At 69.8% G+C, this 22,240-nt stretch carries 21 protein-coding genes; 17 read left to right on the top strand and 4 right to left on the bottom strand.

Features of this window, described 5'->3' with window-relative positions:
- Positions 1-13: 13 nt before the first annotated feature.
- Positions 14-1,186 carry a YihY/virulence factor BrkB family protein gene (locus OG219_RS37090; protein ID WP_266834054.1) on the bottom strand — a complete coding sequence of 391 codons (1,173 nt, stop codon included), beginning with the start codon at positions 1,184-1,186 and terminating at the stop codon, positions 14-16.
- A 17-nt stretch (positions 1,187-1,203) separates the two neighbouring features.
- Here OG219_RS37090 and OG219_RS37085 point away from each other — a divergent pair, with 17 nt between their 5' ends.
- The 15 genes from OG219_RS37085 to OG219_RS37020 all read left to right on the top strand — a co-directional run bounded on the left by OG219_RS37085 (position 1,204) and on the right by OG219_RS37020 (position 16,309).
- Positions 1,204-2,838, top strand: a complete 1,635-nt coding sequence (locus tag OG219_RS37085; protein WP_266834052.1) for an acyl-CoA dehydrogenase family protein — start codon at positions 1,204-1,206, stop codon at positions 2,836-2,838.
- 262 nt (positions 2,839-3,100) lie between these two features.
- A complete protein-coding gene (locus OG219_RS37080; RefSeq protein WP_266834050.1) occupies positions 3,101-4,456 on the top strand; it encodes a helix-turn-helix domain-containing protein in 1,356 nt (451 codons plus the stop codon).
- A 211-nt stretch (positions 4,457-4,667) separates the two neighbouring features.
- Positions 4,668-6,056 (top strand): hypothetical protein, encoded by a 1,389-nt coding sequence (locus OG219_RS37075; RefSeq protein ID WP_266834048.1) that lies wholly within the window; start codon positions 4,668-4,670, stop codon positions 6,054-6,056.
- A gap of 25 nt (positions 6,057-6,081) precedes the next feature.
- Complete coding sequence (locus OG219_RS37070) at positions 6,082-6,654, top strand: GNAT family N-acetyltransferase (RefSeq protein ID WP_266834046.1); 573 nt, start codon at positions 6,082-6,084, stop codon at positions 6,652-6,654.
- Positions 6,655-6,816: 162 nt separating this feature from the next.
- A complete protein-coding gene (locus tag OG219_RS48295) occupies positions 6,817-6,900 on the top strand; it encodes a putative leader peptide (protein ID WP_353962415.1) in 84 nt (27 codons plus the stop codon).
- A gap of 134 nt (positions 6,901-7,034) precedes the next feature.
- The gene (locus tag OG219_RS37065) at positions 7,035-8,729 is read left to right on the top strand and encodes a nitrite/sulfite reductase (protein WP_266834044.1); all 1,695 of its coding nucleotides are present in this window, start codon (positions 7,035-7,037) and stop codon (positions 8,727-8,729) included.
- Positions 8,726-8,905 (top strand): hypothetical protein, encoded by a 180-nt coding sequence (locus OG219_RS37060; protein WP_266834042.1) that lies wholly within the window; start codon positions 8,726-8,728, stop codon positions 8,903-8,905. Before OG219_RS37065 ends, OG219_RS37060 begins: the two co-directional genes overlap by 4 nt.
- Positions 8,902-9,609: a phosphoadenylyl-sulfate reductase gene (locus tag OG219_RS37055; protein WP_266834040.1), complete on the top strand. Its 708-nt coding sequence runs from the start codon at positions 8,902-8,904 to the stop codon at positions 9,607-9,609. Before OG219_RS37060 ends, OG219_RS37055 begins: the two co-directional genes overlap by 4 nt.
- A gap of 71 nt (positions 9,610-9,680) precedes the next feature.
- Positions 9,681-10,217 (top strand): adenylyl-sulfate kinase, encoded by a 537-nt coding sequence (gene cysC, locus OG219_RS37050; RefSeq protein ID WP_323183366.1) that lies wholly within the window; start codon positions 9,681-9,683, stop codon positions 10,215-10,217.
- Positions 10,214-11,149 carry a sulfate adenylyltransferase subunit CysD gene (gene cysD / locus OG219_RS37045; RefSeq protein WP_266834036.1) on the top strand — a complete coding sequence of 312 codons (936 nt, stop codon included), beginning with the start codon at positions 10,214-10,216 and terminating at the stop codon, positions 11,147-11,149. Before cysC ends, cysD begins: the two co-directional genes overlap by 4 nt.
- A gap of 2 nt (positions 11,150-11,151) precedes the next feature.
- Positions 11,152-12,507: a sulfate adenylyltransferase subunit 1 gene (locus OG219_RS37040; RefSeq protein WP_266834034.1), complete on the top strand. Its 1,356-nt coding sequence runs from the start codon at positions 11,152-11,154 to the stop codon at positions 12,505-12,507.
- 233 nt (positions 12,508-12,740) lie between these two features.
- Positions 12,741-13,850, top strand: coding sequence for an aliphatic sulfonate ABC transporter substrate-binding protein (locus tag OG219_RS37035; protein WP_266834032.1), 1,110 nt, complete (start codon positions 12,741-12,743; stop codon positions 13,848-13,850).
- A 36-nt stretch (positions 13,851-13,886) separates the two neighbouring features.
- Complete coding sequence (locus OG219_RS37030) at positions 13,887-14,675, top strand: ABC transporter ATP-binding protein (RefSeq protein WP_266834030.1); 789 nt, start codon at positions 13,887-13,889, stop codon at positions 14,673-14,675.
- Complete coding sequence (locus OG219_RS37025; protein ID WP_266834028.1) at positions 14,662-15,564, top strand: ABC transporter permease; 903 nt, start codon at positions 14,662-14,664, stop codon at positions 15,562-15,564. The genes OG219_RS37030 and OG219_RS37025 overlap by 14 nt, the downstream gene beginning before the upstream one ends.
- Before the next feature lie 7 nt (positions 15,565-15,571).
- Complete coding sequence (locus OG219_RS37020) at positions 15,572-16,309, top strand: sirohydrochlorin chelatase (RefSeq protein WP_266834026.1); 738 nt, start codon at positions 15,572-15,574, stop codon at positions 16,307-16,309.
- A 42-nt stretch (positions 16,310-16,351) separates the two neighbouring features.
- Here the strand turns inward: OG219_RS37020 and OG219_RS37015 are convergent, their stop codons facing one another.
- Entirely contained in the window at positions 16,352-16,960 is a 609-nt protein-coding gene (locus OG219_RS37015; protein ID WP_266834025.1) for a TIGR03086 family metal-binding protein, read from the bottom strand.
- Positions 16,961-17,053: 93 nt separating this feature from the next.
- On the opposite strand from OG219_RS37015, the gene OG219_RS37010 reads away from it, so the two are divergent.
- Positions 17,054-17,923 carry a transglutaminase-like domain-containing protein gene (locus OG219_RS37010; RefSeq protein WP_266834023.1) on the top strand — a complete coding sequence of 290 codons (870 nt, stop codon included), beginning with the start codon at positions 17,054-17,056 and terminating at the stop codon, positions 17,921-17,923.
- Here the strand turns inward: OG219_RS37010 and OG219_RS37005 are convergent.
- Positions 17,889-18,446, bottom strand: a complete 558-nt coding sequence (locus tag OG219_RS37005) for a DUF1697 domain-containing protein (protein WP_266834021.1) — start codon at positions 18,444-18,446, stop codon at positions 17,889-17,891. The two genes, OG219_RS37010 and OG219_RS37005, sit on opposite strands and share 35 nt — an antisense overlap.
- A 229-nt stretch (positions 18,447-18,675) precedes the next feature.
- On the opposite strand from OG219_RS37005, the gene OG219_RS37000 reads away from it, so the two are divergent.
- On the top strand, positions 18,676-20,946 hold the full coding sequence (locus tag OG219_RS37000) for an MMPL family transporter (protein ID WP_266834019.1): 2,271 nt from the start codon (positions 18,676-18,678) through the stop codon (positions 20,944-20,946).
- 10 nt (positions 20,947-20,956) lie between these two features.
- Here the strand turns inward: OG219_RS37000 and mgt are convergent, their stop codons facing one another.
- Positions 20,957-22,165, bottom strand: a complete 1,209-nt coding sequence (gene mgt / locus OG219_RS36995; RefSeq protein WP_266834017.1) for a macrolide-inactivating glycosyltransferase — start codon at positions 22,163-22,165, stop codon at positions 20,957-20,959.
- Between the last annotated feature and the right edge of the window lie 75 nt (positions 22,166-22,240).

Genomic DNA, 22,240 nt, shown 5'->3' with positions numbered 1-22,240 from the left:
CCGCCCGGCGGTGTCATTCGCCCGACGGCGGCACGTCCCCGTTCTTGTGCTGCGGGTGGTGCGTGCTCTTCACATGCGTCCGCAGCCGGGAGGTCACGTCCTCCGGCGGGAGGAAGCGGGACCAGCGCTCCGGGAACTCGGAGGGCATGTCCGGGTCGTCGGAGTCGTCGAACTCGGCGTCGTACGAGCGGGACGCGGCGACGCGGGCGACGTACTCGGCGACCTGGGCCTCGCGCAGGCGTTCGTTGTTGGCGCGAGCCGCCGCCGTGGCGGCGGCCGGCCAGACGCGGTCGATGGCGGCGTTCACGGCGGCGCCGACCAGGACCGCGAACGCGGACACGCCAATCCACAGGAGGACGGCGACGGGCGCGGCGAGCGAGCCGTAGATCGTCGGGCCCTCGACCGTGTTGGTCAGGTAGATACGGAGCAGGAGGCTGCCGAGGACCCACATGCCGAGGGCCACCAGGGCACCCGGCACGTCCTCCACCCACGGGGACCGCACCGGCACTGACACGTGGTACAGGGTCGTCAGGAACACGACCCCCAGGACGATGACGACCGGCCAGTACAGGATCTGCACGACCGTCTCCGACCACGGCACGATGTTCACCACCGCGTCCGGTCCCGCCACCATCAGCGGCAGCGCGATCGACCCGATCAGCAGCGCCACGATGAAGAGCAGGAACGACACGATGCGGGTCTTCACGATCCCGCGGGTGCCGTCGAGGCCGTACATCACGGTGATGGTGTCGATGAAGACGTTCACCGCGCGCGAGCCCGACCACAGGGCGAACAGAAAGCCGAGCGAGATGATGTCGGGGCGGCCGCCCTTCGTCACGTCGTGGAGGATCGGCTCGGCGATGTCGTGCACACCCTTGTCGGACAGGACCGTGCGGGCCGCCTCCAGGATGTTGGTCTCCAGGCTGGCGATCGTGTCGGCGCCGGTCCATGCGTCCACATAGCCGAGCAGGCCGATCATGCTCAGCAGCAGCGGCGGCACGGAGAGCAGCGTGAAGAACGCCGCCTCCGCTGCAAGACCCAGGATCCGGTACTCCATGCACGAGTTGACCGTGTCCTTGAGCAGCAGCCAGGCGGTCCTGCGCTTCGACACGTTCCGGTACAGCGCGCGAGCGCGGTGAAGACGACCCGAGGGAGGCCGTTCAGGTGTTTCTTTTGCCTGGTGCACGTCCTTACCGTATCCGTATGCCAGCCACCACCCACACAGTGACCAACCAGCCTCCACCCCTGGTCGGATATGACGTCTTTGCCGCCGACCGGGCCCTCGTGGAGGCGGTCGAACGGCACCTCGAACCAGCTCTCCTCGACGAGGCGCGCGACGAGCTCACGGCGCTCGGCCGCACGTCCGGTTCCGCCCAGGTACAGGAGTGGGGCGTGCTGGCCAACGAGAACCCGCCCAAGCTCCGCACCCATGACCGCTACGGCAACCGGATCGACGAGGTCGAGTTCCATCCGTCCTGGCACCGGCTCCTCGGCAAGGGGGTGTCGGCCGGGCTGACGTCGGCCTGGTCGCGGCCCGGCGGGCATGTGCGGCGCGCCGCCGGTTTCGTGGTCTGGACGCAGGTCGAGGCCGGCAACGGCTGCCCCCTGTCGATGACCCACGCGGCGGTGCCCGCGCTGCGCACCGACCCGGCGCTCGCCGCCGAGTGGGAGCCGCGGCTCACCTCCACCGTCTACGACCAGGAGTTGCGGCCCGCCGCCCAGAAGGCCGGTGCGCTCTTCGGGATGGGCATGACGGAGAAGCAGGGCGGCAGCGACGTACGCGCCAACACGACCGAGGCACGGCCGCTCGCCGAGGACGGGACGTACGAGCTCACGGGCCACAAGTGGTTCTGCTCGGCGCCGATGTCGGACGGATTCCTGGTCCTCGCGCAGGCCCCCGACGGGCTGACCTGCTTCCTGGTGCCGCGCGTCCTGGCGGACGGCACACACAACGTGTTCCGCATCCAGCGGCTCAAGGACAAGCTCGGCAACAGGTCCAACGCGTCGAGCGAGGTCGAGTTCGACGGGACCTGGGCGCGCCGGGTCGGGGACGAGGGGCGCGGGGTGCGCACCATCATCGAGATGGTCGCCGCGACCCGGCTCGACTGCGTGCTCGGCTCGGCCTCGCTGATGCGGCAGGCCGTCGCGCAGGCCGTCCACCACAGCACCTACCGCGAGGCGTTCGGCGGCAAGCTCATCGACAAGCCGCTGATGAGGAACGTACTCGCGGATCTGGCCCTGGAGTCGGAGGCCGCGACGACGCTCGCGCTGCGGCTCGCCGCCGCGTACGACGACGGGAGCGAGCAGGAGCTGGCGTTCCTGCGGCTCGCGGTGCCGGCCGCCAAGTACTGGGTGACCAAGCGGTGTACGCCGGTGGCGGTCGAAGCGCTCGAGTGCCTGGGCGGCAACGGGTACGTCGAGGAGTCCGGCATGCCGAGACTGCTGCGCGAGTCGCCGCTCAACTCGGTGTGGGAGGGCGCGGGCAACGTCCAGGCGCTGGACGTACTGCGGGCGCTCCAGCGGGAGCCGGGGGCGCTCGACGCGTATCTGCGGGAGGTGGGGCGGGCGCGGGGCGCCGACCACCGACTGGACGGGGCGATCAAGAACCTGCTGACCGAACTCGCCGACCTGGAAGGCATCGAGGGCCGCGCCCGCCGTCTCGTCGAGCGGATCGCACTGGTGCTCCAGGGTTCACTGCTCGTCCGGTACGCGCCGCCAGAGGTCGCCGACGCGTTCTGCGCCTCACGCCTGGGCGGCGACTGGGGTTCGGCCTTCGGGACGCTGCCGCACAGTCTGGATCTGGCCACGGTGGTGGAGCGGGCACGGCCGGTTTCCTGAACGGCTCGGCGGCCGGTTTCCTGACCCGCTCCCGCGGGGACGGTCCTCGAATACGAGGTTCGCCGCGCTGATACGGGGGTGGTGCTGCGCCGACACGGCACCACCCCCGCTTTCAGGCCCCGTTCAAGGAGCACGACGCCGCACGGGCGACGTCATTGTCATTTTCTAGGAACCTTATGACCGTTGGCGAGAGTTGCAGACCGTTGCATTCCTTTGTGTACCTTGCGCGAACATCCGGCGTCCGAGGCCGAGAGCAGGCACGATGTGGGATGACGGCGGCGTCACAGCTTGTACGCGGTACTGGTTTCGGGAGTGCCCAGTGAAGACCACATCGTTCAACCCTGCCCGTTTCGCTCCCTTGGACGCGTCCGAATCTGCCCGGCGTCTGCAGGAAACCTGGGCCGCGACGCTCAGAGGCGACCGCTCCCCGATCGCGCCCCGTCCCGTGATCGGACAGTCATGGCAAAGAGTGAAACGTTTCGGCGTACAACCCGAACAGGGCACGGGCAGCGTCCTGTTGCAGGCCGAGGAGATCGAGCACCGCCGCACCTCGACCGCGCTCGCCGACGTGATGCCGGTCCTCAGCGGCGGCCTCGGCTCGGTGGCCGACGCCTCCCTGCAGATCATGGTGGTCACGGACGCGGAGGGCCGGGTGCTGTGGCGCGAGGGCAATGCGGGCGTGCTGCGCCGGGCCGACACCATCTGCCTGGAGGAGGGTGCCGCCTGGAGCGAGGACACGACGGGCACCAACGCGATCGGCACCGCGCTGACCGCCGGGGCCGCCGTCCAGGTGCACTCGGCCGAGCACTTCGTACGCACCCTGCACAACTGGACCTGCGCCGCGGCGCCGGTGCACGACCCGCGCGACGGGCGGCTCCTCGGCATCATCGACGTGAGCGGGCCCGACAGCACCTTCCATCCGGCCACGCTCGCGCTGGTCGACTCGGTGTCCCGGCTGGCCGAAAGCGAGCTGCGCACCCGGCATCTGGGGTCGATCGAACGGCTGCGCGCGGTGGCCGCGCCCATCCTGTGCCGGCTGGGCGGCAGGGCGCTGGTCGTGGACACCCACGGCTGGCTCGCGGCCGTCACCGGGATGCCGCCCATCGACCGGGTCCCGCTGCCCAACTCCTTCGGCGCGGGCCGGTACTGGCTGCCGCCCCTCGGAACCTGCGTCGCCGAGCCGTTGCCCGGCGGCTGGCTGCTCCGGGTCACCGAGGCCGACACCTCGGGGTGCGCGAGCCGGGTGGTCCTCGACCTCGGTGAACCCCGCCGGCCGTCCGCCACCGTCGCGGGCGCGGCGGGCAGTTGGGCCCAGGACCTGAGCCCACGCCACGCCGAACTGCTCTACGTGCTGGCCCTCCACCGCCGGGGACGCAGCGCGGCCGAACTCGCCCTCGACCTCTTCGGCGACCCGACCCGTACGGTCACGGTGCGCGCCGAACTGTCCCGGCTCCGCCGCCGGTTCACCGGCCTCCTCGACCACCGCCCCTACCGCTTCCGCGAGGAGGTGGAGGTCGAGGTGATCCTCCCGGACGACCCGGTCGACCTGCTGCCGCAGTCGACGGCACCCGCGGTGGTGGGGGCCCGCGTGAGCGGGAGGCATGAGGGACGCCAGTGAGCGGGGCCGCCCGTTCGGCGCCTCCGCCCGCACCTCCGAACCCTCACCGCATATACATTTCGTCAGTTTTCGTAAGTTTTCACCAGTGTCTTCCGGGGTATTTGACCTGGCCCGTGGGTCTCTGCCGTAGCATCCCTTGACAGGCCACCCCACCCGCCTCTCCGTCAACGCACGGATTGTGAGAGGCAGTTGGCCTACGTCGGGAGGACGCATGAGGCAGCGCGGCAGGCACCGTCGTCGTAGGAGGGGTCAGGCGCTGCGCGCCACGCTGGCCGGAACCGCCCTCGCTCTCACCGCGGCAGCCACCCTGATCAGCACCTCCCAGGCCACGGGGAGCGGAAACCCCGGCGCACTGGCCCCGCTCACCTCCTCGTCGGTGGCCGGAAAGCTCGGCCTCCAGGAGAAGCTGGTCTCCGAGGGCACGCTCGACACGCTCACCCGGCGGATGGGCGGCAACGTCGGTGTCGCCGGCATCCTCGACAGCGCCGACCACTTGATGCGGAACGAGGGCGACTGCGACGACTCGGAGCGCGCGGCGCTGCCCGTCGAGCCGACGGCCACGCGCGCGTACTGCTGGGACAGCGCAGACGCGAAGGCCCGGCAGTGGCTGCCGCAGTCCGTCACGACCTCCGGGGACGCCTACGAGGACGCCACCTGGGTCGACCGCCGGGTGATCCTGGCCGGCTGGACGCACGAGGACCAGCAGGCCGCCGACGACTCCCGGGCGGGCGAGCCGACAAGTGACGAGGGCCTCGCCCGGATCGCCTTCATCGACGCGACCGACCCGGACGCCCTCACGTACCGCTACGCCCTGCTCGTCGCGCCCCAGGACGGCGGCAAGGACTTCGAGGCGGTCCGCTCCCGCCTGGGCGGCATGGTCTGGTACCAGGACAAGCTGATCGTCACCGCCCGCAACGGGACCGCCCTGCTCGCCTTCGACCTGCGCCGCATCCTCGAGACCGATGTGAACAGCGCAGCGATCGGCAAGGTGAGCGGCGGCTACTCGGCGGACGGCTACCAGTACGTGATGCCGGCCATCGGCTCCTACGACCTGACCGGCGGCGCGTGCAGCCCGGTCGACGACCACGCCGTCCCCTGCTTCGGTTCGCTCTCGCTGGACCGCACCTCGAGCCCGGACAGCCTGGTGGCGACCGAGTCGTCCGTCCCCGGCGGCAGCGACCGCACCCGCGTCTGGCGGTACCCCTACAGCACCGCGTCCGACCGAACGGGACTGCTCGCCGCCGACTCCAAGGGCCGTGTCGACGTGGACGAGGCCTACGAGACCAAGGCCGCCGGAGTGTCGGGTGTGCTCTCGCACACACCGGACGGCGGTGACGAGCCCGAGTGGTACGTCGCCCAGACACCGGCCGACAACGGCAGGAACGGCACCCTCTGGCGGCAGACGGACAGCGGAGCCAAGGCGGCCACATGCACCACGGACCAGTCGTACGCCTGCTGGGGCCTGCACACCTCGTCGCTCTCGTACTGGCAGGAGACGGGTGAGCTCTGGACGCTGACCGGGACGGTGGCCGCCGACACCGCCTCCGGGCGCGTGCTCTACGCGGTTCCGCTGTCCTCGGTCGACGGTTCGCTCGAATAGGCGCCCCCGTGATTCCCTGACCGGCATGAGCAACGTCACTGTGACCACCTGGTCCCTGGAGCAGACGGCCGCGACCGACCTGCTCCCCGCGATCGCCCCCGACGGGGACGTCCGGATCGTCCGCGCCGAGGTCCCCTCCCCCGAGTTCAGCCGCTTCCTGTACGCCTCGGTCGGCGGCGACATCCGCTGGACCGACCGGCTCGCCTGGTCGTACGAGCGGTGGCAGGAGTACCTGGACCGGCCGGGCGTGGAGACCTGGGTCGCATACGACCGGGGGACGCCCGCCGGGTACGTCGAGCTCGACCCCCAGGACGACGGTGTCGTGGAGATCGCCTACTTCGGCCTGATACCCGCCTTCCGGGGGCGCCGGATCGGCGGGCACCTCCTCAGTCACGGTGTGGCGCGGGCCTGGGACCTGGCCGAGCGCGGGTCCGGGCGGACGGAGACGAAGCGGGTCTGGCTGCATACATGCAGCAAGGACGGGGAGCATGCGATGGACAACTACCTGCGGCGCGGCTTCAAGCTCTTCGACACCAAGGTGGAGGAGGAGCCGGAGGTGGCCGCACCCGGCCCCTGGCCGGGAGCTCGGGCCGTCTGACACGCGGCTGGCCTGCGGCGTACGGGCTCGTCGCCGCGCCGCGGCCCGGCGAAGGGCCCGGTCATGTGACCGACAACACCCTCGTCTCACGATCCGGGACAAGGGTGTCCACATGGTGGATGACGGTGGACTGTCCTGAGACCCCCATGACACGCTTCCGTCATGTCTGGAACTGGGATTGCCTTGGTGAGTCGGCGGCACGTCGACCTCGGCCGCATGTCCAGCGCCATCTGTCCGACGGGCTGACAGCCCCGGCACGGCCGGCATTTCCCCGTTTACCTCCCCTGCGCGATGAGGCGCACGCACTTATGCGTGCGCCCGTTTCCGCAGGTGTGAGCCGCTCTCCTTCCTGTCCCGCAGTCCCGAAGGACGTATCAACCATGGCCGCCACCCCGCAGAATCCCGCCGCAGCGCCCCGCCGCAAGGTGAGCCGTCACCGCGGTGAGGGTCAGTGGGCCGTGGGTCACTTCACCCCGCTCAACGGCAACGAACAGTTCAAGAAGGACGACGACGGTCTCAACGTGCGGACACGCATTGAGACGATCTACTCCAAGCGCGGCTTCGACTCGATCGACCCCAACGACCTGCGCGGCCGGATGCGCTGGTGGGGCCTGTACACCCAGCGCAAGCCCGGGATCGACGGCGGCAAGACCGCGATCCTGGAGCCGGAGGAGCTGGACGACAAGTACTTCATGCTGCGGGTGCGCATCGACGGCGGGCGGCTGACCACCGAGCAGCTCCGTGTCATCGGCGAGATCTCGCAGGAGTTCGCGCGCGGCACCGCCGACCTCACCGACCGGCAGAACGTGCAGTACCACTGGATCCGTATCGAGGACGTCCCGGAGATCTGGGAGCGCCTCGAAGCCGTCGGGCTTTCCACGACCGAGGCCTGCGGTGACACGCCCCGCGTCATCCTCGGCTCGCCCGTCGCCGGCATCGCCGAGGACGAGATCATCGACGGCACGCCCGCGATCGACGCGATCCACCGCCGGATCATCGGCAACAAGGACTTCTCGAACCTGCCCCGCAAGTTCAAGTCGGCGATCTCCGGCTCGCCGCTGCTCGACGTGGCGCACGAGATCAACGACATCTCCTTCGTCGGCGTGAACCACCCCGAACACGGCCCCGGCTTCGACGTCTGGGTCGGCGGCGGCCTCTCCACCAACCCGAAGCTCGGCCAGCGCCTCGGCGCCTGGGTCCCGCTGGACGAGGTCCCGGACGTCTACGAGGGCGTCATCTCGATCTTCCGCGACTACGGCTACCGGCGGCTGCGCACCCGCGCCCGCCTGAAGTTCCTGGTCGCCGACTGGGGTATCGAGAAGTTCCGCCAGATCCTGGAGGACGAGTACCTCAAGCGGAAGCTGGTCGACGGCCCGGCGCCCGACCAGCCCGTCGCCCGCTGGCGCGACCACGTCGGTGTGCACCGGCAGAAGGACGGCCGCTTCTACGTCGGCTTCGCGCCGCGCGTGGGCCGGGTGGACGGCACCACGCTCACGAAGATCGCCGAGCTGGCCGCCGCGCACGGCTCCGGCCGCCTGCGTACCACCGTCGAGCAGAAGATGATCGTCCTCGACGTGGCGCAGGAGCAGGTCGACTCGCTGGTGGAGGGTCTTGAGGCGCTCGACCTGACCGTCAAGCCCTCCTCCTTCCGGCGCGGCACGATGGCCTGCACCGGCATCGAGTACTGCAAGCTCGCGATCGTCGAGACCAAGGCGCGCGGTGCTTCCCTGATCGACGAACTCGAGCGCCGCATCCCCGAGTTCGAAGAGCCGATCACCATCAACATCAACGGCTGCCCGAACGCCTGCGCCCGGATCCAGGTCGCGGACATCGGTCTCAAGGGCCAGCTGGTCCTGGACGACGAGGGCAACCAGGTCGAGGGCTTCCAGGTGCACCTGGGCGGAGCGCTCGGTCTGGAGGCCGGTTTCGGCCGCAAGGTCCGTGGCCTGAAGGTCACTTCGGAGGAGCTGCCCGACTATGTCGAGCGCGTCCTCAAGCGTTTCCAGGAGGAGCGCGAGGACGGCGAGCGATTCGCCGTCTGGGCGACCCGCGCCTCCGAGGAGTCCCTGTCATGAGCGAGCGAGCCGCCCCCTTCTACTGCCCCTACTGCGGTGACGAAGACCTTCGTCCGAGTGAGGAGGGACACGGCGCGTGGGAATGCGCGGCGTGCAATCGAGCCTTTCAGCTGAAGTTCCTCGGGTTGCTGTCCCGGGGGCTCAAGCGAGAAGACGGTGGAGGGGCAGAGATATGACGACGATTCAGGAAGAGCGTACGGACGAGGACTTGAAGAGTCTCGCCGAGCAGGCGGGGCGCGATCTCGAGGACGCGTCCGCCCTGGAGATCCTCCAGTGGGCGGTCGCCACCTTCGGCAAGAAGTTCTGTGTGACCTCCTCCATGGAGGACGCGGTGGTCGCCCACCTCGCCTCCCGCGCCCTCCCCGGCGTGGATGTCGTCTTCCTCGACACCGGCTACCACTTCCCGGAGACCATCGGCACCCGGGACGCCGTCGAGGCGGTGATGGACGTCAACGTCATCACGCTCACCCCGCGCCAGACGGTCGCCGAGCAGGACGCCGAGTACGGCCCCAAGCTGCACGACCGCAACCCCGACCTGTGCTGCGCGCTGCGCAAGGTGAAGCCCCTTGAGCAGGGGCTCACCAGGTACAGCGCCTGGGCGACGGGCCTGCGCCGCGACGAGTCCCCGACCCGGGCGAACACCCCGGTCGTCGGCTGGGACGAGAAGCGCCGCAAGGTCAAGATCTCGCCGATCGCCCGCTGGACGCAGGACGACGTCGAGGCGTACGTCGCAGAGCACGGCGTACTCACCAACCCGCTGCTGATGGACGATTACGCCTCCGTGGGCTGCGCGCCCTGCACCCGCCAGGTCCTCGAAGGCGAGGACGCGCGCGCCGGCCGCTGGGCCGGACGCTCGAAGACCGAGTGCGGGCTGCACTGATGACCGCGACCACGAAGACCGTCGGTACGACCGCGACCGCCGAGAACCCCCAGATTTCCCAGGAGAACCAAGTGACGACCGGAGCCACCGTCTGGCTCACGGGTCTGCCGAGTGCCGGCAAGACCACCATCGCGTACGAACTGGCCGGGCGACTGCGCGAGGAGGGCCACCGCGTCGAGGTGCTCGACGGCGACGAGATCCGCACGTTCCTGACGGCGGGCCTCGGCTTCAGCCGCGAAGACCGGCACACGAACGTGCAGCGCATCGGCTACGTCGCCGACCTGCTCGCCCGCAACGGCGTGAAGGCCCTGGTCCCGGTGATCGCGCCGTACGCCGACAGCCGCGAGGCGGTGCGCAAGCGTCACCGGGTCAGCGGGGCAGCGTACATCGAAGTGCATGTCGCGACACCGGTCGAGGTGTGCAGCGAGCGCGATGTGAAGGGCCTGTACGCCAAGCAGGCCGCGGGCGAGATCTCGGGGCTGACCGGGGTCGACGACCCCTACGAGGCGCCCGAGTCGCCCGATCTGCGCATCGAGTCGCACACCCAGTCCGTGCAGGAGTCCGCGGCCGCGCTGCATGCGCTGCTCACCGAGAGGGGTCTCGCATGACGACCGTCGTGACTGTCTCCCAGGAGACCGGCAGCCCGTACGCGCTGTCCCACCTGGATGCTCTGGAGTCCGAGGCGGTGCACATCTTCCGCGAGGTGGCGGGTGAGTTCGAGCGGCCGGTGATCCTCTTCTCCGGCGGCAAGGACTCCATCGTCATGCTGCACCTCGCCCTGAAGGCCTTCGCACCCGCCGCGATCCCCTTCACGCTCCTGCACGTCGACACCGGACACAACTTCCCCGAAGTCCTGGAATACCGCGACCGCGTCGTCGCCGAACACGGCCTTCGCCTCCACGTCGCCTCCGTCCAGGACTACATCGACCGCGGCCTGCTCCGCGAACGCCCCGACGGCACCCGCAACCCGCTGCAGACCGTGCCGCTGACGGAGAAGATCCAGTCCGAACGCTTCGACGCCGTCTTCGGCGGCGGACGCCGCGACGAGGAAAAAGCCCGCGCCAAGGAACGCGTCTTCTCCCTCCGCGACGAGTTCTCCCAGTGGGACCCCCGCCGCCAGCGCCCCGAACTCTGGCAGCTCTACAACGGCCGCCATGCACCCGGCGAACACGTCCGCGTCTTCCCTCTCTCCAACTGGACCGAACTCGACGTCTGGCAGTACATCGCCCGCGAAGGGATCGAGCTGCCCGAGATCTACTTCGCGCACGAGCGTGAGGTCTTCAAGCGGTCCAACATGTGGCTCACCGCGGGTGAGTGGGGCGGCCCCAAGGACGGCGAGACCGTCGAGAAGCGGCAGGTCCGCTACCGCACCGTCGGCGACATGTCCTGCACCGGCGCCGTCGACTCCGACGCCACCACACTCGAAGCCGTCATCACCGAGATCGCCGCCTCCCGCCTCACCGAACGCGGCGCCACCCGCGCCGACGACAAAATGTCCGAGGCCGCGATGGAAGACCGCAAGCGCGAGGGGTACTTCTAACCATGACCAGCACCACCGAACCCACCGAGCCCTTGTCGGTCGAGCAGTTGTCGGCGACCACCCTGCTGCGCTTCGCCACCGCGGGGTCCGTCGACGACGGCAAGTCCACCCTCGTCGGACGCCTGCTGCACGACTCCAAGTCGGTCCTGACCGACCAGCTCGAGGCCGTCGAACGCGTCTCGCAGAGCCGCGGCCAGGAAGCACCGGACCTGGCGCTGCTCACGGACGGCCTGCGCGCCGAGCGCGAGCAGGGCATCACCATCGACGTCGCCTACCGCTACTTCGCGACCGCGCGCCGCCGGTTCATCCTCGCCGACACCCCCGGGCACGTGCAGTACACGCGGAACATGGTCACCGGCGCCTCCACCGCCGACCTGGCCGTCGTCCTGGTGGACGCCCGCAACGGAGTCATCGAGCAGACCCGCCGGCACGCCGCCGTCGCCGCACTCCTGCGCGTCCCGCACGTCGTCCTCGCCGTCAACAAGATGGACCTCGTCGAGTTCAAGGAGTCCGTCTTCGCCGCGATCGCCGAGGAGTTCACGGCGTACGCCTCCGAACTGGGCGTCCCCGAGATCACCGCGATCCCGATCTCGGCGCTCACCGGCGACAACGTGGTGGAGCCCTCCGCGAACATGGACTGGTACGGCGGTCCGACGGTCCTGGAGCACCTGGAGACGGTCCCGGTCAGCCACGACCTGACGAGCTGCCACGCCCGCCTGCCCGTGCAGTACGTGATCCGCCCGCAGACCGCCGAGCACCCGGACTTCCGGGGCTACGCGGGTCAGATCGCGGCCGGAACCTTCCGCGTCGGCTCCCCGGTCACGGTTCTGCCGTCCGGGCGTACGTCGACGATCGCCGGGATCGATCTGCTGGGCACGTCGGTCGACGTCGCCTGGACCCCGCAGTCGGTGACCCTCCTCCTGGAGGACGACGTCGACATCTCGCGCGGCGACCTGATCGTGCCGACCACGGACGCTCCCCCGATCACGCAGGACGTCGAGGCGACCGTCTGCCACGTCGCCGACCAGCCGCTCACCGTCGGCCACCGGGTGCTGCTCAAGCACGGCACCCGCACGGTCAAGGCGATCGTCAAGGACATCCCGTCCCGGCTGACCCTCGACGACCTGTCCCTGCACCCGCACCCCGGACAGCTCGTCGCCAACGACATCGGCCGCGTGAAGATCCGTACCGCCGAACCGCTGCCGCTCGACTCGTACGCCGACTCGCGGCGCACCGGCGCGTTCATCCTGATCGACCCGGCCGACGGCACCACGCTGACCGCGGGCATGGTCGGCGAGTCGTTCGCCTCGCCGGAGCCGGTCAAGTCCGAGACCGACGACGACGGTTGGGACTTCTGACGTGAATCTCGGCAGAGACTTCTACTCCACGTTCGCGAAGGAGGGCGGCCGCGTCGGCAGCGGCGCCCTCGGCAGCGGGCAGGGCGGAGTCGCGCGATGTGCGCGATGACGTACGCGCACCGCTTGCGCGCCCGGTCCCCCCACCCGCCGTCTCGGACACGACGAAGACCTGCCGACTTCCCGGCCACGACCTGAACCCCGTGACCGCCGGGCCAACGAGAGGAACCCCTCCCGTGCCTGCCATCCGCTCATCCGCCTTTCGGCGCACCGTCGCGGCGATAGCCGCGCTCCCCCTCCTCACCCTCGCCGCCTGCGGCTACGGCTCCGAGTCGAAGGACGAGGGCACCACGAAGGTCGCCGCCGGATCCGAGAAGATCGACGGTCTCGACTCCGTGAAGATCGGCTACTTCGGCAACCTCACCCACGCGACCGCGCTGGTGGGCAACCAGAAGGGCTTCTTCCAGAAGGAGCTCGGTGCCACCAAGGCCAAGTACGCGGTCTTCAACGCCGGCCCCTCCGAGATCGAGGCGCTGAACTCCGGCTCCATCGACATCGGCTGGATCGGCCCCTCGCCGTCCATCAACGGCTACACCAAGTCCAAGGGCACGAACCTGCGCATCATCGGCGGCTCGGCCTCCGGCGGTGTGAAGCTCGTGGTCAACCCGGACAAGATCAAGTCCCTGAAGGACGTCAAGGGCAAGAAGATCGCCACCCCGCAGCTCGGCAACACGCAGGACGTGGCGCTGCTCAACTGGATCTCGGACCAGGGCTGGAAGGTCGACGCGGAGAGCGGCAAGGGCGATGTGTCCGTCGTCCGCACGGACAACAAGGTGACCCCGGACGCCTACAAGAACGGCTCCATCGACGGCGCCTGGGTGCCGGAGCCGACCGCGTCCAAGCTGGTCGCCGAAGGCGGCAAGGTGCTGCTCGACGAGGCGGACCTGTGGCCGGACAAGAAGTTCGTGATCACGAACATCATCGTGTCGCAGAAGTTCCTCAAGGAGCACCCGGACGTCGTCGAGGCCGTGCTGAAGGGTTCGGTCGAGACCAACAAGTGGATCAACGCCAACCCGGACGAGGCGAAGGCCTCGGCGAACGCGCAGCTCAAGATCGACTCCGGTAAGGAGCTTCCGGCGGATGTGATCGACCCGGCGTGGAAGTCCATCCAGTTCATCAACGACCCGCTGGCCTCCACCCTCAACACGGAGGCGGAGCACGCGGTGAAGGCGGGTCTGCTGGAGAAGCCCGACCTTGCCGGCATCTACGACCTGACGCTGCTCAACAAGGTCCTCAAGGCCGAGGGCGAAAGCGCGGTCGACGACGCCGGTCTCGGCGCCAAGTAAGCCCGGATCCCGATGAGTTCCCAGGAGGTGACGACCATGGCCACCACACTCGCCAAGGCTGCCGACGGCGCCGAAGCAGTGAAGCATGCCGCCCGTATCGAGCATGTCTCGAAGTCCTTCGCCGGGCCCGCCGGGCAGCAGCTGGTCCTCGACGACATCACCCTCGATGTCGCACCGGGCGAGTTCGTCACCCTCCTGGGGGCCTCGGGCTGCGGCAAGTCGACGCTGCTGAACCTGGTGGCGGGGCTCGACGCCCCGTCCGCCGGCAGCATCTCGACGAACGGCCGCCCTGCCCTGATGTTCCAGGAGCACGCGCTCTTCCCGTGGCTGACCGCGGGCAAGAACATCGAACTCGCCCTGCGTCTGCGGGGTGTCGCGAAGGACGAGCGCCGCGACAAGGCCGAGGAACTGCTCGGACTCGTCCGCCTGAAGGGCGCGTACGGCAAGCGCGTGCACGAACTGTCCGGCGGTATGCGGCAGCGTGTCGCGCTGGCCCGCGCACTCGCGCAGGACAGTCAACTGCTGCTGATGGACGAGCCGTTCGCTGCCCTCGACGCCATCACGCGGGATGTGCTGCACGACGAGCTGACCCGTATCTGGCGCGAGACGAACGTGTCGGTGCTGTTCGTCACGCACAACGTGCGCGAGGCGGTACGGCTCGCGGAGCGCGTCGTGCTCCTGTCCTCCCGTCCCGGGCGGATCGCGCGCGAGTGGACGGTGGAGATCCCGCAGCCGCGCCGCATCGAGGACGCCGCCGTGGCGGAGCTGTCCGTCGAGATCACCGAAGAACTGCGTGGGGAGATCCGCCGTCATGGCCAGCACTGAGACCAAGACCGACGCGGTCCCCCGGGACACGCACGACCTCTCCGGTCTGGAGGCGGGTCTCGACGCCCTGGAGACGACCCAGACGGGCCGCACTCCCTTCCGGCAGACCTTCGTGCAGAAGATCCTGCCCCCGATCATCGCCATCGCGCTGGTGCTCGTGGTGTGGCAGGCGCTGGTCTCGTTCAAGATCGTGACCGACCCGAGCAAGCTGCCCTCACCGGGCGCCGTCTGGGACCAGATCGAGCAGGCCTGGCTGGAGGGCAAGCTGCTCGGCTACATCTGGACGAGCGTCTCGCGCGGCCTGGCCGGCTTCGTCCTGGCGCTCGCCATCGGTACCCCGCTGGGTCTCCTGGTGGCGCGCGTGAAGTTCATCCGTGCGGCGATCGGCCCGATCCTGTCGGGCCTGCAGTCCCTGCCGTCGGTGGCCTGGGTGCCGCCGGCCGTGATCTGGCTGGGCCTGAACAACTCGATGATGTACGCGGTGATCCTGCTCGGCGCGGTCCCCTCGATCGCCAACGGCCTGGTGTCCGGCATCGACCAGGTGCCGCCGCTGTACCTGCGCGCGGGCCGCACGATGGGCGCGACGGGCCTGCGCGGCACCTGGCACGTCGTCATGCCGGCCGCCCTTCCCGGCTATCTGGCGGGCCTGAAGCAGGGCTGGGCGTTCTCCTGGCGCTCGCTGATGGCGGCGGAGATCATCGCTTCCTTCCCGGACCTGGGTGTGGGCCTCGGCCAGCTCCTGGAGAACGGCCGCAACAACAGCGACATGGCGACCGTCTTCCTCGCCATCCTGCTCATTTTGTTCGTCGGCATCGCCATCGACCTGCTGATCTTCAGTCCGCTGGAGCGGTGGGTCCTGCGCAGCCGCGGTCTGCTGGTGAAGAGCTGAGCCGACCATGCGCCAACAGCCGGTCCTTCTGGTCATCGCCCACGGCAGCCGCGACCCGCGGCACGCCGCGACGGTGCACGCCCTGGTGCGGCGGGTACGGGCACAACGCCCCGGCGTCCGTGTCGAGACCGGCTTCCTGGACTTCAACATCCCGTCGGTGAACGGGGTGTTGGAGTCCCTGGCGGCCGAGGGCGTACGGGACGTGGTCGCCCTCCCCCTGCTCCTGACCCGCGCCTTCCACGCGAAGTCGGACATCCCGGCGGTCCTGCACGCCGCGCCGCGACAGCTCCGCATCCGCCAGGCGGAGGTGCTCGGCCCGTCGCCGCTGCTGCTCTCGGCCCTCGAACGGCGTTTGTACGAGGCCGGGTTGACGCCGGCCGACAAGTCCTCGACCGGGGTCGTACTGGCCTCGGCGGGGTCCACGGACCCGGAGGCGATCGCAGTGATCGCTGAAATCGCGCGGGAGTGGCGGCACACCGGCTGGTGCGCCGTGCGACCTGCGTTCGCCTCCGCGTCGGGGCCCCGCACGGAGGAAGCCGTACGCGAGCTCCGCGCCCTGGGCTGCGCCCGGGTCGCGGTCGCGCGCTACGTCCTGGCGCCCGGCTTCCTGCCGGACCGCATCGCACGGGGGGCCGCCGAGGCGGACGTACTCGCCGATGTGCTCGGTCCGGCGCCTGAGGTGGCACGGGTGCTCCTCGACCGGTACGACGAGGCGTCGCTGCCGGCGCTGGCCGCGGTGGGCTGAGCAGAACGGCTCTGGCGGCGGGGGCTGAGAAGACCGGCGGTCCTACCGGTGTGCGTCGCCCACGGCGGCCCGCCGCGGATCCCGTCCGCTCGCCGCCAGCGCGCGTTCGAAGGCGGGCGCGTCCTCGGGAACGGCCACCGGGTCGGCGAAGCCGTCGTACTGGCGGTAGAGGGCACCGTGCGTCTCGACGACGTCCAGGACGAGCCGCCCCGCGCCGTCCGAGACGCGGAACTCCTGGCCGGTGGCGGTCGCGACGTCCCAGCCGTGGACGGCCGTCTCCTTGACGATCATCGCGGCGAGCTCGGTGGCGGCCATCTTCGCCATCCCGAGGTCGACCTCGCCCTCCCACACGGAAGGGTCCTTCCATGCCGCGACGGCACGGTCCAGCTGGGCCGCGTACGCCTCGGCCCAGTCCGGGTCGGCCGTGAAGTCGCGCCCCGTCAGCTCCTCCGATAGCTGTTCGCGCAGCGCCCGGTGCTCCATTCCGTGCGAGGTGTAGAGCACCCAGTGGTTGACCAGGGTGCGGAGGTCCCAGTCCGCGCAGGGGGTGGGACCGGTCAGTGGGCTGCCGGCGGCCGTGACGCCGCGTGCGACGCGGGCGGCTTCGGCAGCGCATTCGGCCATGTACGGGTACACGCTGTCTCGGTTCATGCGTCCCACGCTAGGCACCCGGCCCGCGCCCCTCTTGAACAAACGCGACGCCGGGTTGACCTTGCCCCCGGGACAGACCCGAGGGTGCTCGTCATGGACCTCTACCTGACACAGAGTGCGTACAGCGACCCGGGCGACCTGGACACCGGTGACCTGCCACGCGATCCCGGCCGACTCGCCCACCTCGTAAGGGAATTGATCATCCACCGGCTGGAGGGATGGCGCTTCGGCCACGTCATCCCGGACGAACGACTGCACGTGGACGCCGAGGCGCGGTACGTGACCGAGCTGCTGCGGATCCTGCGGGAGCGCCGGGACGCACCGCTCACCCGGCCCCGCGCACCCGGGGAAAGGTTCGTCGGCACCTGCCGGGACTTCTCGCTGCTGCTGTGTTCGCTGCTGCGGGCCACGGGGACACCCGCGCGGATCCGCGGCGGCTTCGCCACGTACTTCATCGAGGGCTTCCACGAGGACCACTGGATCACCGAATACACCACGCCGGACGGAAGTTGGCGGCTCGTCGACGCCCAGGTCCTGCACGAGTCGTACGACGTGCCCTTCGACCCGCTGGACGTGCCGCGCGACCGGTTCCTGATGGCGGGCGAGGCTTGGCGGGCGTGTCGCACGGGGGAACTCGACTTCAAGACGTTCGGTTTCTCCGGCGCCCCGGAGCTGAGCGGGATGTGGTTCCTGCGCGCCCGTGTCCTGCAGGACCTGGCCGCCCTGCACGGCGTGGAGCCGCTTCCCTGGGACGGCTGGGGCCCCGAGATCCTCGACGACGCGTCCCTCACCGAGGACGATCTCGCCCTGATCGACGCCGTCGCCGACGCCCGCTCCGAGGACGAGCTGCGGCGCCTCTACCAGGACCCGCGCCTCACCGTCCCGGACGAGATCACCTCGTACACGACCTACGGCGGCAACCGTAAGGTCACCCTTCGACAGCGGTCAGCTCCTCCAGCTTGACGACGGTGTTCCAGTTGCGGGTGGTGGCGGTGATGCCCTTGAGGAGCCGCGGCTTGGACAGGGCTTCGCCCAACTTGGAGCGGCCGAGGCCGTCGGGGGCGTAGAGGTACAGGACGCGGTCGCCGAGCCGGAACTCCTCGGGGAGGAAGGCCTCCTGGTCGACGGAGGCGAAGCGCCCGGCGTCGACGGGGGCGGAGAAGTACGTGGCGTGCAGCTGCTTGCCCTCCAGTTCGGCGGCCGGGAACGGACACGCCTCCCGTACGGCCCTGAGGTAGGCGTGGTCGCGCACCAGCACGCCCACCGTGAAGCCGAAGTGCTTCTCTATGGCCTGTGCCAGCTCGGCGGCGAGGGACTCCTCGTCGCCGTGGCCGGCCGTGAAGACGGCGTTGCCGCTCTGGAGATACGTGCGTACGCCGCCGTACCCGAGCCCCTCAAGCAGTGTGCGCAGCTCGGCCATCGGCACCTTCTTGGCTCCGCCAACATTGATCCCGCGCAGCAGCGCCGCGTACGTCATCGTCGTCATCCGCACACCTTAGGGCGAGCGGTCACCCTGATCACGACCCCCGAGAAGCGCCATTAGGTGTAAGGGGCCGTGATCCTCCGCAGTGCGGAGACGGCGGGGTCCGCACGGAGGAGTCCGGCGCCCGGCGGCTCACCGGGCAGCACGACGAGACGCTCTTATCCGGCCCATACCTTCGAAGTGCGAGGTGGCGGCAGGGGGTTGTCACCGCAGACGAGGGGGCTTGCCCGTCATGGGGAACCGAGACACAAGGGTGCGGGGGATCGCCGCCCGAGCGGGCGGCTGGAGCGCCCGCCACCGATGGGCGGCTGTCGGAATCTGGGTGCTGTTCGTCGTCCTGTCGATGGGGCTCGGCTCGGCCATGGGCAGCGTCGAGGTCAAGGAGAGCGAGGCCCTCAAGGGCGAGACGCACACCGCCGCGAAGATAATCGAGGACGCGGGGATCGAGGAGCCGGCCAGTGAGAGCGTTCTGATCCAGGCGAAGGACGGGAACACCAAGGCCACGGACGCCGGGTTCCGGAGCGCCGTCGCGGAGGTCGTCACGGCGGTCGAGGGCACCGGCGAGGTCACCGACGTGACGTCGCCGTACGACGCCGGCACGGTCTCGAAGGACGGCCTCAGCGCGCTCGTGCAGTTCGACATGCGCGGCGAGGCGGAGACCGCGGGCGACCGCGTCGAGCCGGTGCTCAAGGCCGTCGAGGGGGTACAGAAGGGCCACTCCGAGCTGCGGATCGAGGAGATCGGCGGCGCCAGCATGAACGAGACCTTCGCCGACGCGACCGGCAAGGACTTCAAGCGGGCCGAATTCTCCGCCGTGCCCGTGGCGTTCGGCATTCTGCTGATCGCGTTCGGCGCGCTGGTCGCGGCGCTGGTGCCGGTGGCGCTGGCGATCACCGCGATCATGGCGACGATGGGCCTGATGGCCGTGGTCAGCCATGTGATGCCGATGAGCGACACGGCCAGCTCCGTGATGCTCCTCGTCGGTCTGGCGGTCGGCGTCGACTACTGCCTGTTCTACCTTCGCCGTGAGCGCGAGGAGCGCGAGGCGGGTCGCGACCCCGAGACCGCTCTGCGGATCGCCGCCGCGACCAGTGGCCGCGCGATCATCGTCTCGGGTGTGACCGTGTGCGTGGCGATGGCGGGCATGCTCTTCACGGGGCTCGCCGACTTCGAGGCGATGGGTCTGGCCTCGCTGATGGTCGTGGCGGTCGCCATGGTCGGTTCGGTGACGGTCCTGCCCGCCCTGCTGTCGCTGCTCGGCGAGCGGGTCGAGAAGGGACGGATCCCGTTCCTGCACCGCGCCAAGCGGCGCAAGAACGGCAACGGCCGCAAGAGCAACGGCGAGAGCCGCTTCTGGGGCGCCGTGCTGAACGTCGTACTCGCCAAGCCCGGCCTCGCGCTGGTCGTCGCGGCGGGCGCACTCCTTGCCATCTCCGCGCCCGCGCTCGGCATGAAGACGCAGAACCTCACCCTGGACCAGGAGTTCGGCGACTCGGTGCCGATCGTGGGCACGTACAACCGGGTCAACGACGCCTTCCCCGGCGGTTCGGATCCCGCCGTGGTGGTCGTCAAGGCGGACGACATCAACGCCGCCGACGTGAAGGCCGCGCTCGCAGACTTCCGTACGGAGGCGATCAGTTCGGGCGCCTCGCTCGGCCCGGTCGACATCAAGGTGCACGACGCGCAGAACGTCGCCTTCGTCTCCGTACCGCTGGTCGGCGGCTCCGATCAGGGCAAGGCGGAGCAGAGCCTGGGCCTGCTGCGCGACACGGTACGGCCGGACACCCTCGGCAAGGTCGACGGAGTCGAGGCGCCGATCACCGGGCAGGTCGCGGGGTCGCACGACTTCAACGAGCAGCTGGTCGGCTCGGTGACCCCGGTCTTCGCGTTCGTGGTCGTCTTCGCCTTCCTGCTGATGCTGCTCTCGTTCCGCTCATTGACGATCGCGATCACCTCGATCGCCCTCAACCTCCTTTCGGTCGCCGCCGCTTACGGCATCCTGGTCGCCGTCTTCCAACACGGCTGGGGCGCGTCGCTGGTGGGCGCTGAGGGGGTGGGTGCCATCGTCACCTGGCTGCCGCTGTTCCTGTTCGTGATCCTCTTCGGGCTCTCGATGGACTACCACGTGTTCGTGGTCTCGCGGATCCGTGAGGCACGGCTGCGGGGGCTCGACACCAAGGACGCGGTCCGGCACGGCGTGGTCACCACGGCGGGTGTCGTCACCAGCGCCGCGGTCATCATGGTCGCCGTCTTCGCGATCTTCGGAACCCTGTCCATGCAGTCCATGAAGCAGATGGGCGTGGGCCTGGCGGCCGCGGTGCTGATCGACGCGACCGTCATCCGCGGAGTGCTGCTCCCGGCCGTGATGGCCCTGCTCGGCGAGCGCAACTGGTACCTGCCGAAGTGGATGAACCGCCTGCCCGACCTCACGCACGACGAGTCGGCGGAGGCCTTGTCGCCGCCTCAGCCGCCCGCCGTGGAGGGCGAGAGGGTCGGGGTTTAGCCAATATCGGCTACTCCTGACCGTCGGCGGGCAGTTCGGCCTCGATGAGGTCGGCTGCCCGCCTTGTGCCGCCCTCCCCCGCCATCTGCTGCTGGATCTCGTGCAGGCGGCTCGCCACCCCGGAGTCCGCGGCCAGTGCGAGGACGGTCTCGCGCAGGTGCTTCGCCGTCGCCTCCTCCATCGGTACGTGTCGGGCGACGCCGAGCGCCTGGAGCATGTCGGCGTTCCCGAACTGGTCGACGGCCTGCGGTACGGCGACCATCGGCGTCCCGGTGGCCAGCCCCTCCTGACTGCCGCCCGCCCCCGCGTGGGTGATGAACACGTCGGCCTGGCGGAGGACCGAGAGCTGCGGCACCCACTGGTGCACCTCCACGTTGCCGGGCACCTCGCCCAGCTCGGCGGGGTCGACGAACTTCCCGATCTGCAGCACGACATGCCAGCCGGGCAGGTCGCCGAACGCCTTGACGCACTCCCGGTAGAAGTCGGGCTGCTTGGTGAAACTGGAGCCCAGCGACACGAGCAGCACCTTCTCGGCGCCCTCGGGGCGCTGCCACTCGCCCTGCCCGGCGCGGTCGCCCTGGCAGGCGCCGACGAAGGTGTGGACCGTCTCGTCCACCCGGTCCGCGTGCGGCTGGAGCACCTTCGGGATGAGCACGAGGGAGCGGGCGGGACGGCCACCGAACCGGTCGGGGTCCTGGGTGATCCCGTTCTCCGCCAGCCAGGCCTCGAAGCGTGCGTAGTACGCCCGTCCACGCTCGGTCTTGCGCGGTTCGGCCCACATCGGCTCGCCGACCTCCTCCTCGTAGCCGGTCCAGGCGACGAGGTTCGGCGACAGGGAGACGGCCGGGACGCCCCAGCGGTGCGCGAGGACACGGGCCGGGTAGGACGTGATGTCGTGAATCACGAGGTCCGGCTCATCGCCCTCGTACGCCTTCACGAGCTGCGGCAGCGCCTGGATGGCGTCCGCCAGGAAGGGTTCGACGTTGTCGAGGAGGGTGGTCCCCCAGGCGGCGGGGTCGTCGTCGGGGGACGGCAGCGTCGAGGTGTAGAGGACGGGTTCGGCGCCGGTCGCCGCGACCTTGTCGGCGAAGATCGGCGGAATCGCGTACGTGACCCGGTGCCCGCGCGCGACGAGCTCCCGGATCACCTCGATGCTCGGGTTCACATGCCCGTGGGCGGCGACGGAGAACATGGCGATGTGGGCGCGTCGTGTGGTCATGCGGAAAGGCTAAGCGAGACGAGACGTCTCGTACAACCTCATTTACGGGCGTCAGGCATCCGCACCACCACGAGT

This window comes from Streptomyces sp. NBC_00038, assembly GCF_026343635.1.
Lineage (GTDB): Bacteria > Actinomycetota > Actinomycetes > Streptomycetales > Streptomycetaceae > Streptomyces.
This window is presented reverse-complemented; position numbering and strand designations above follow the sequence as displayed.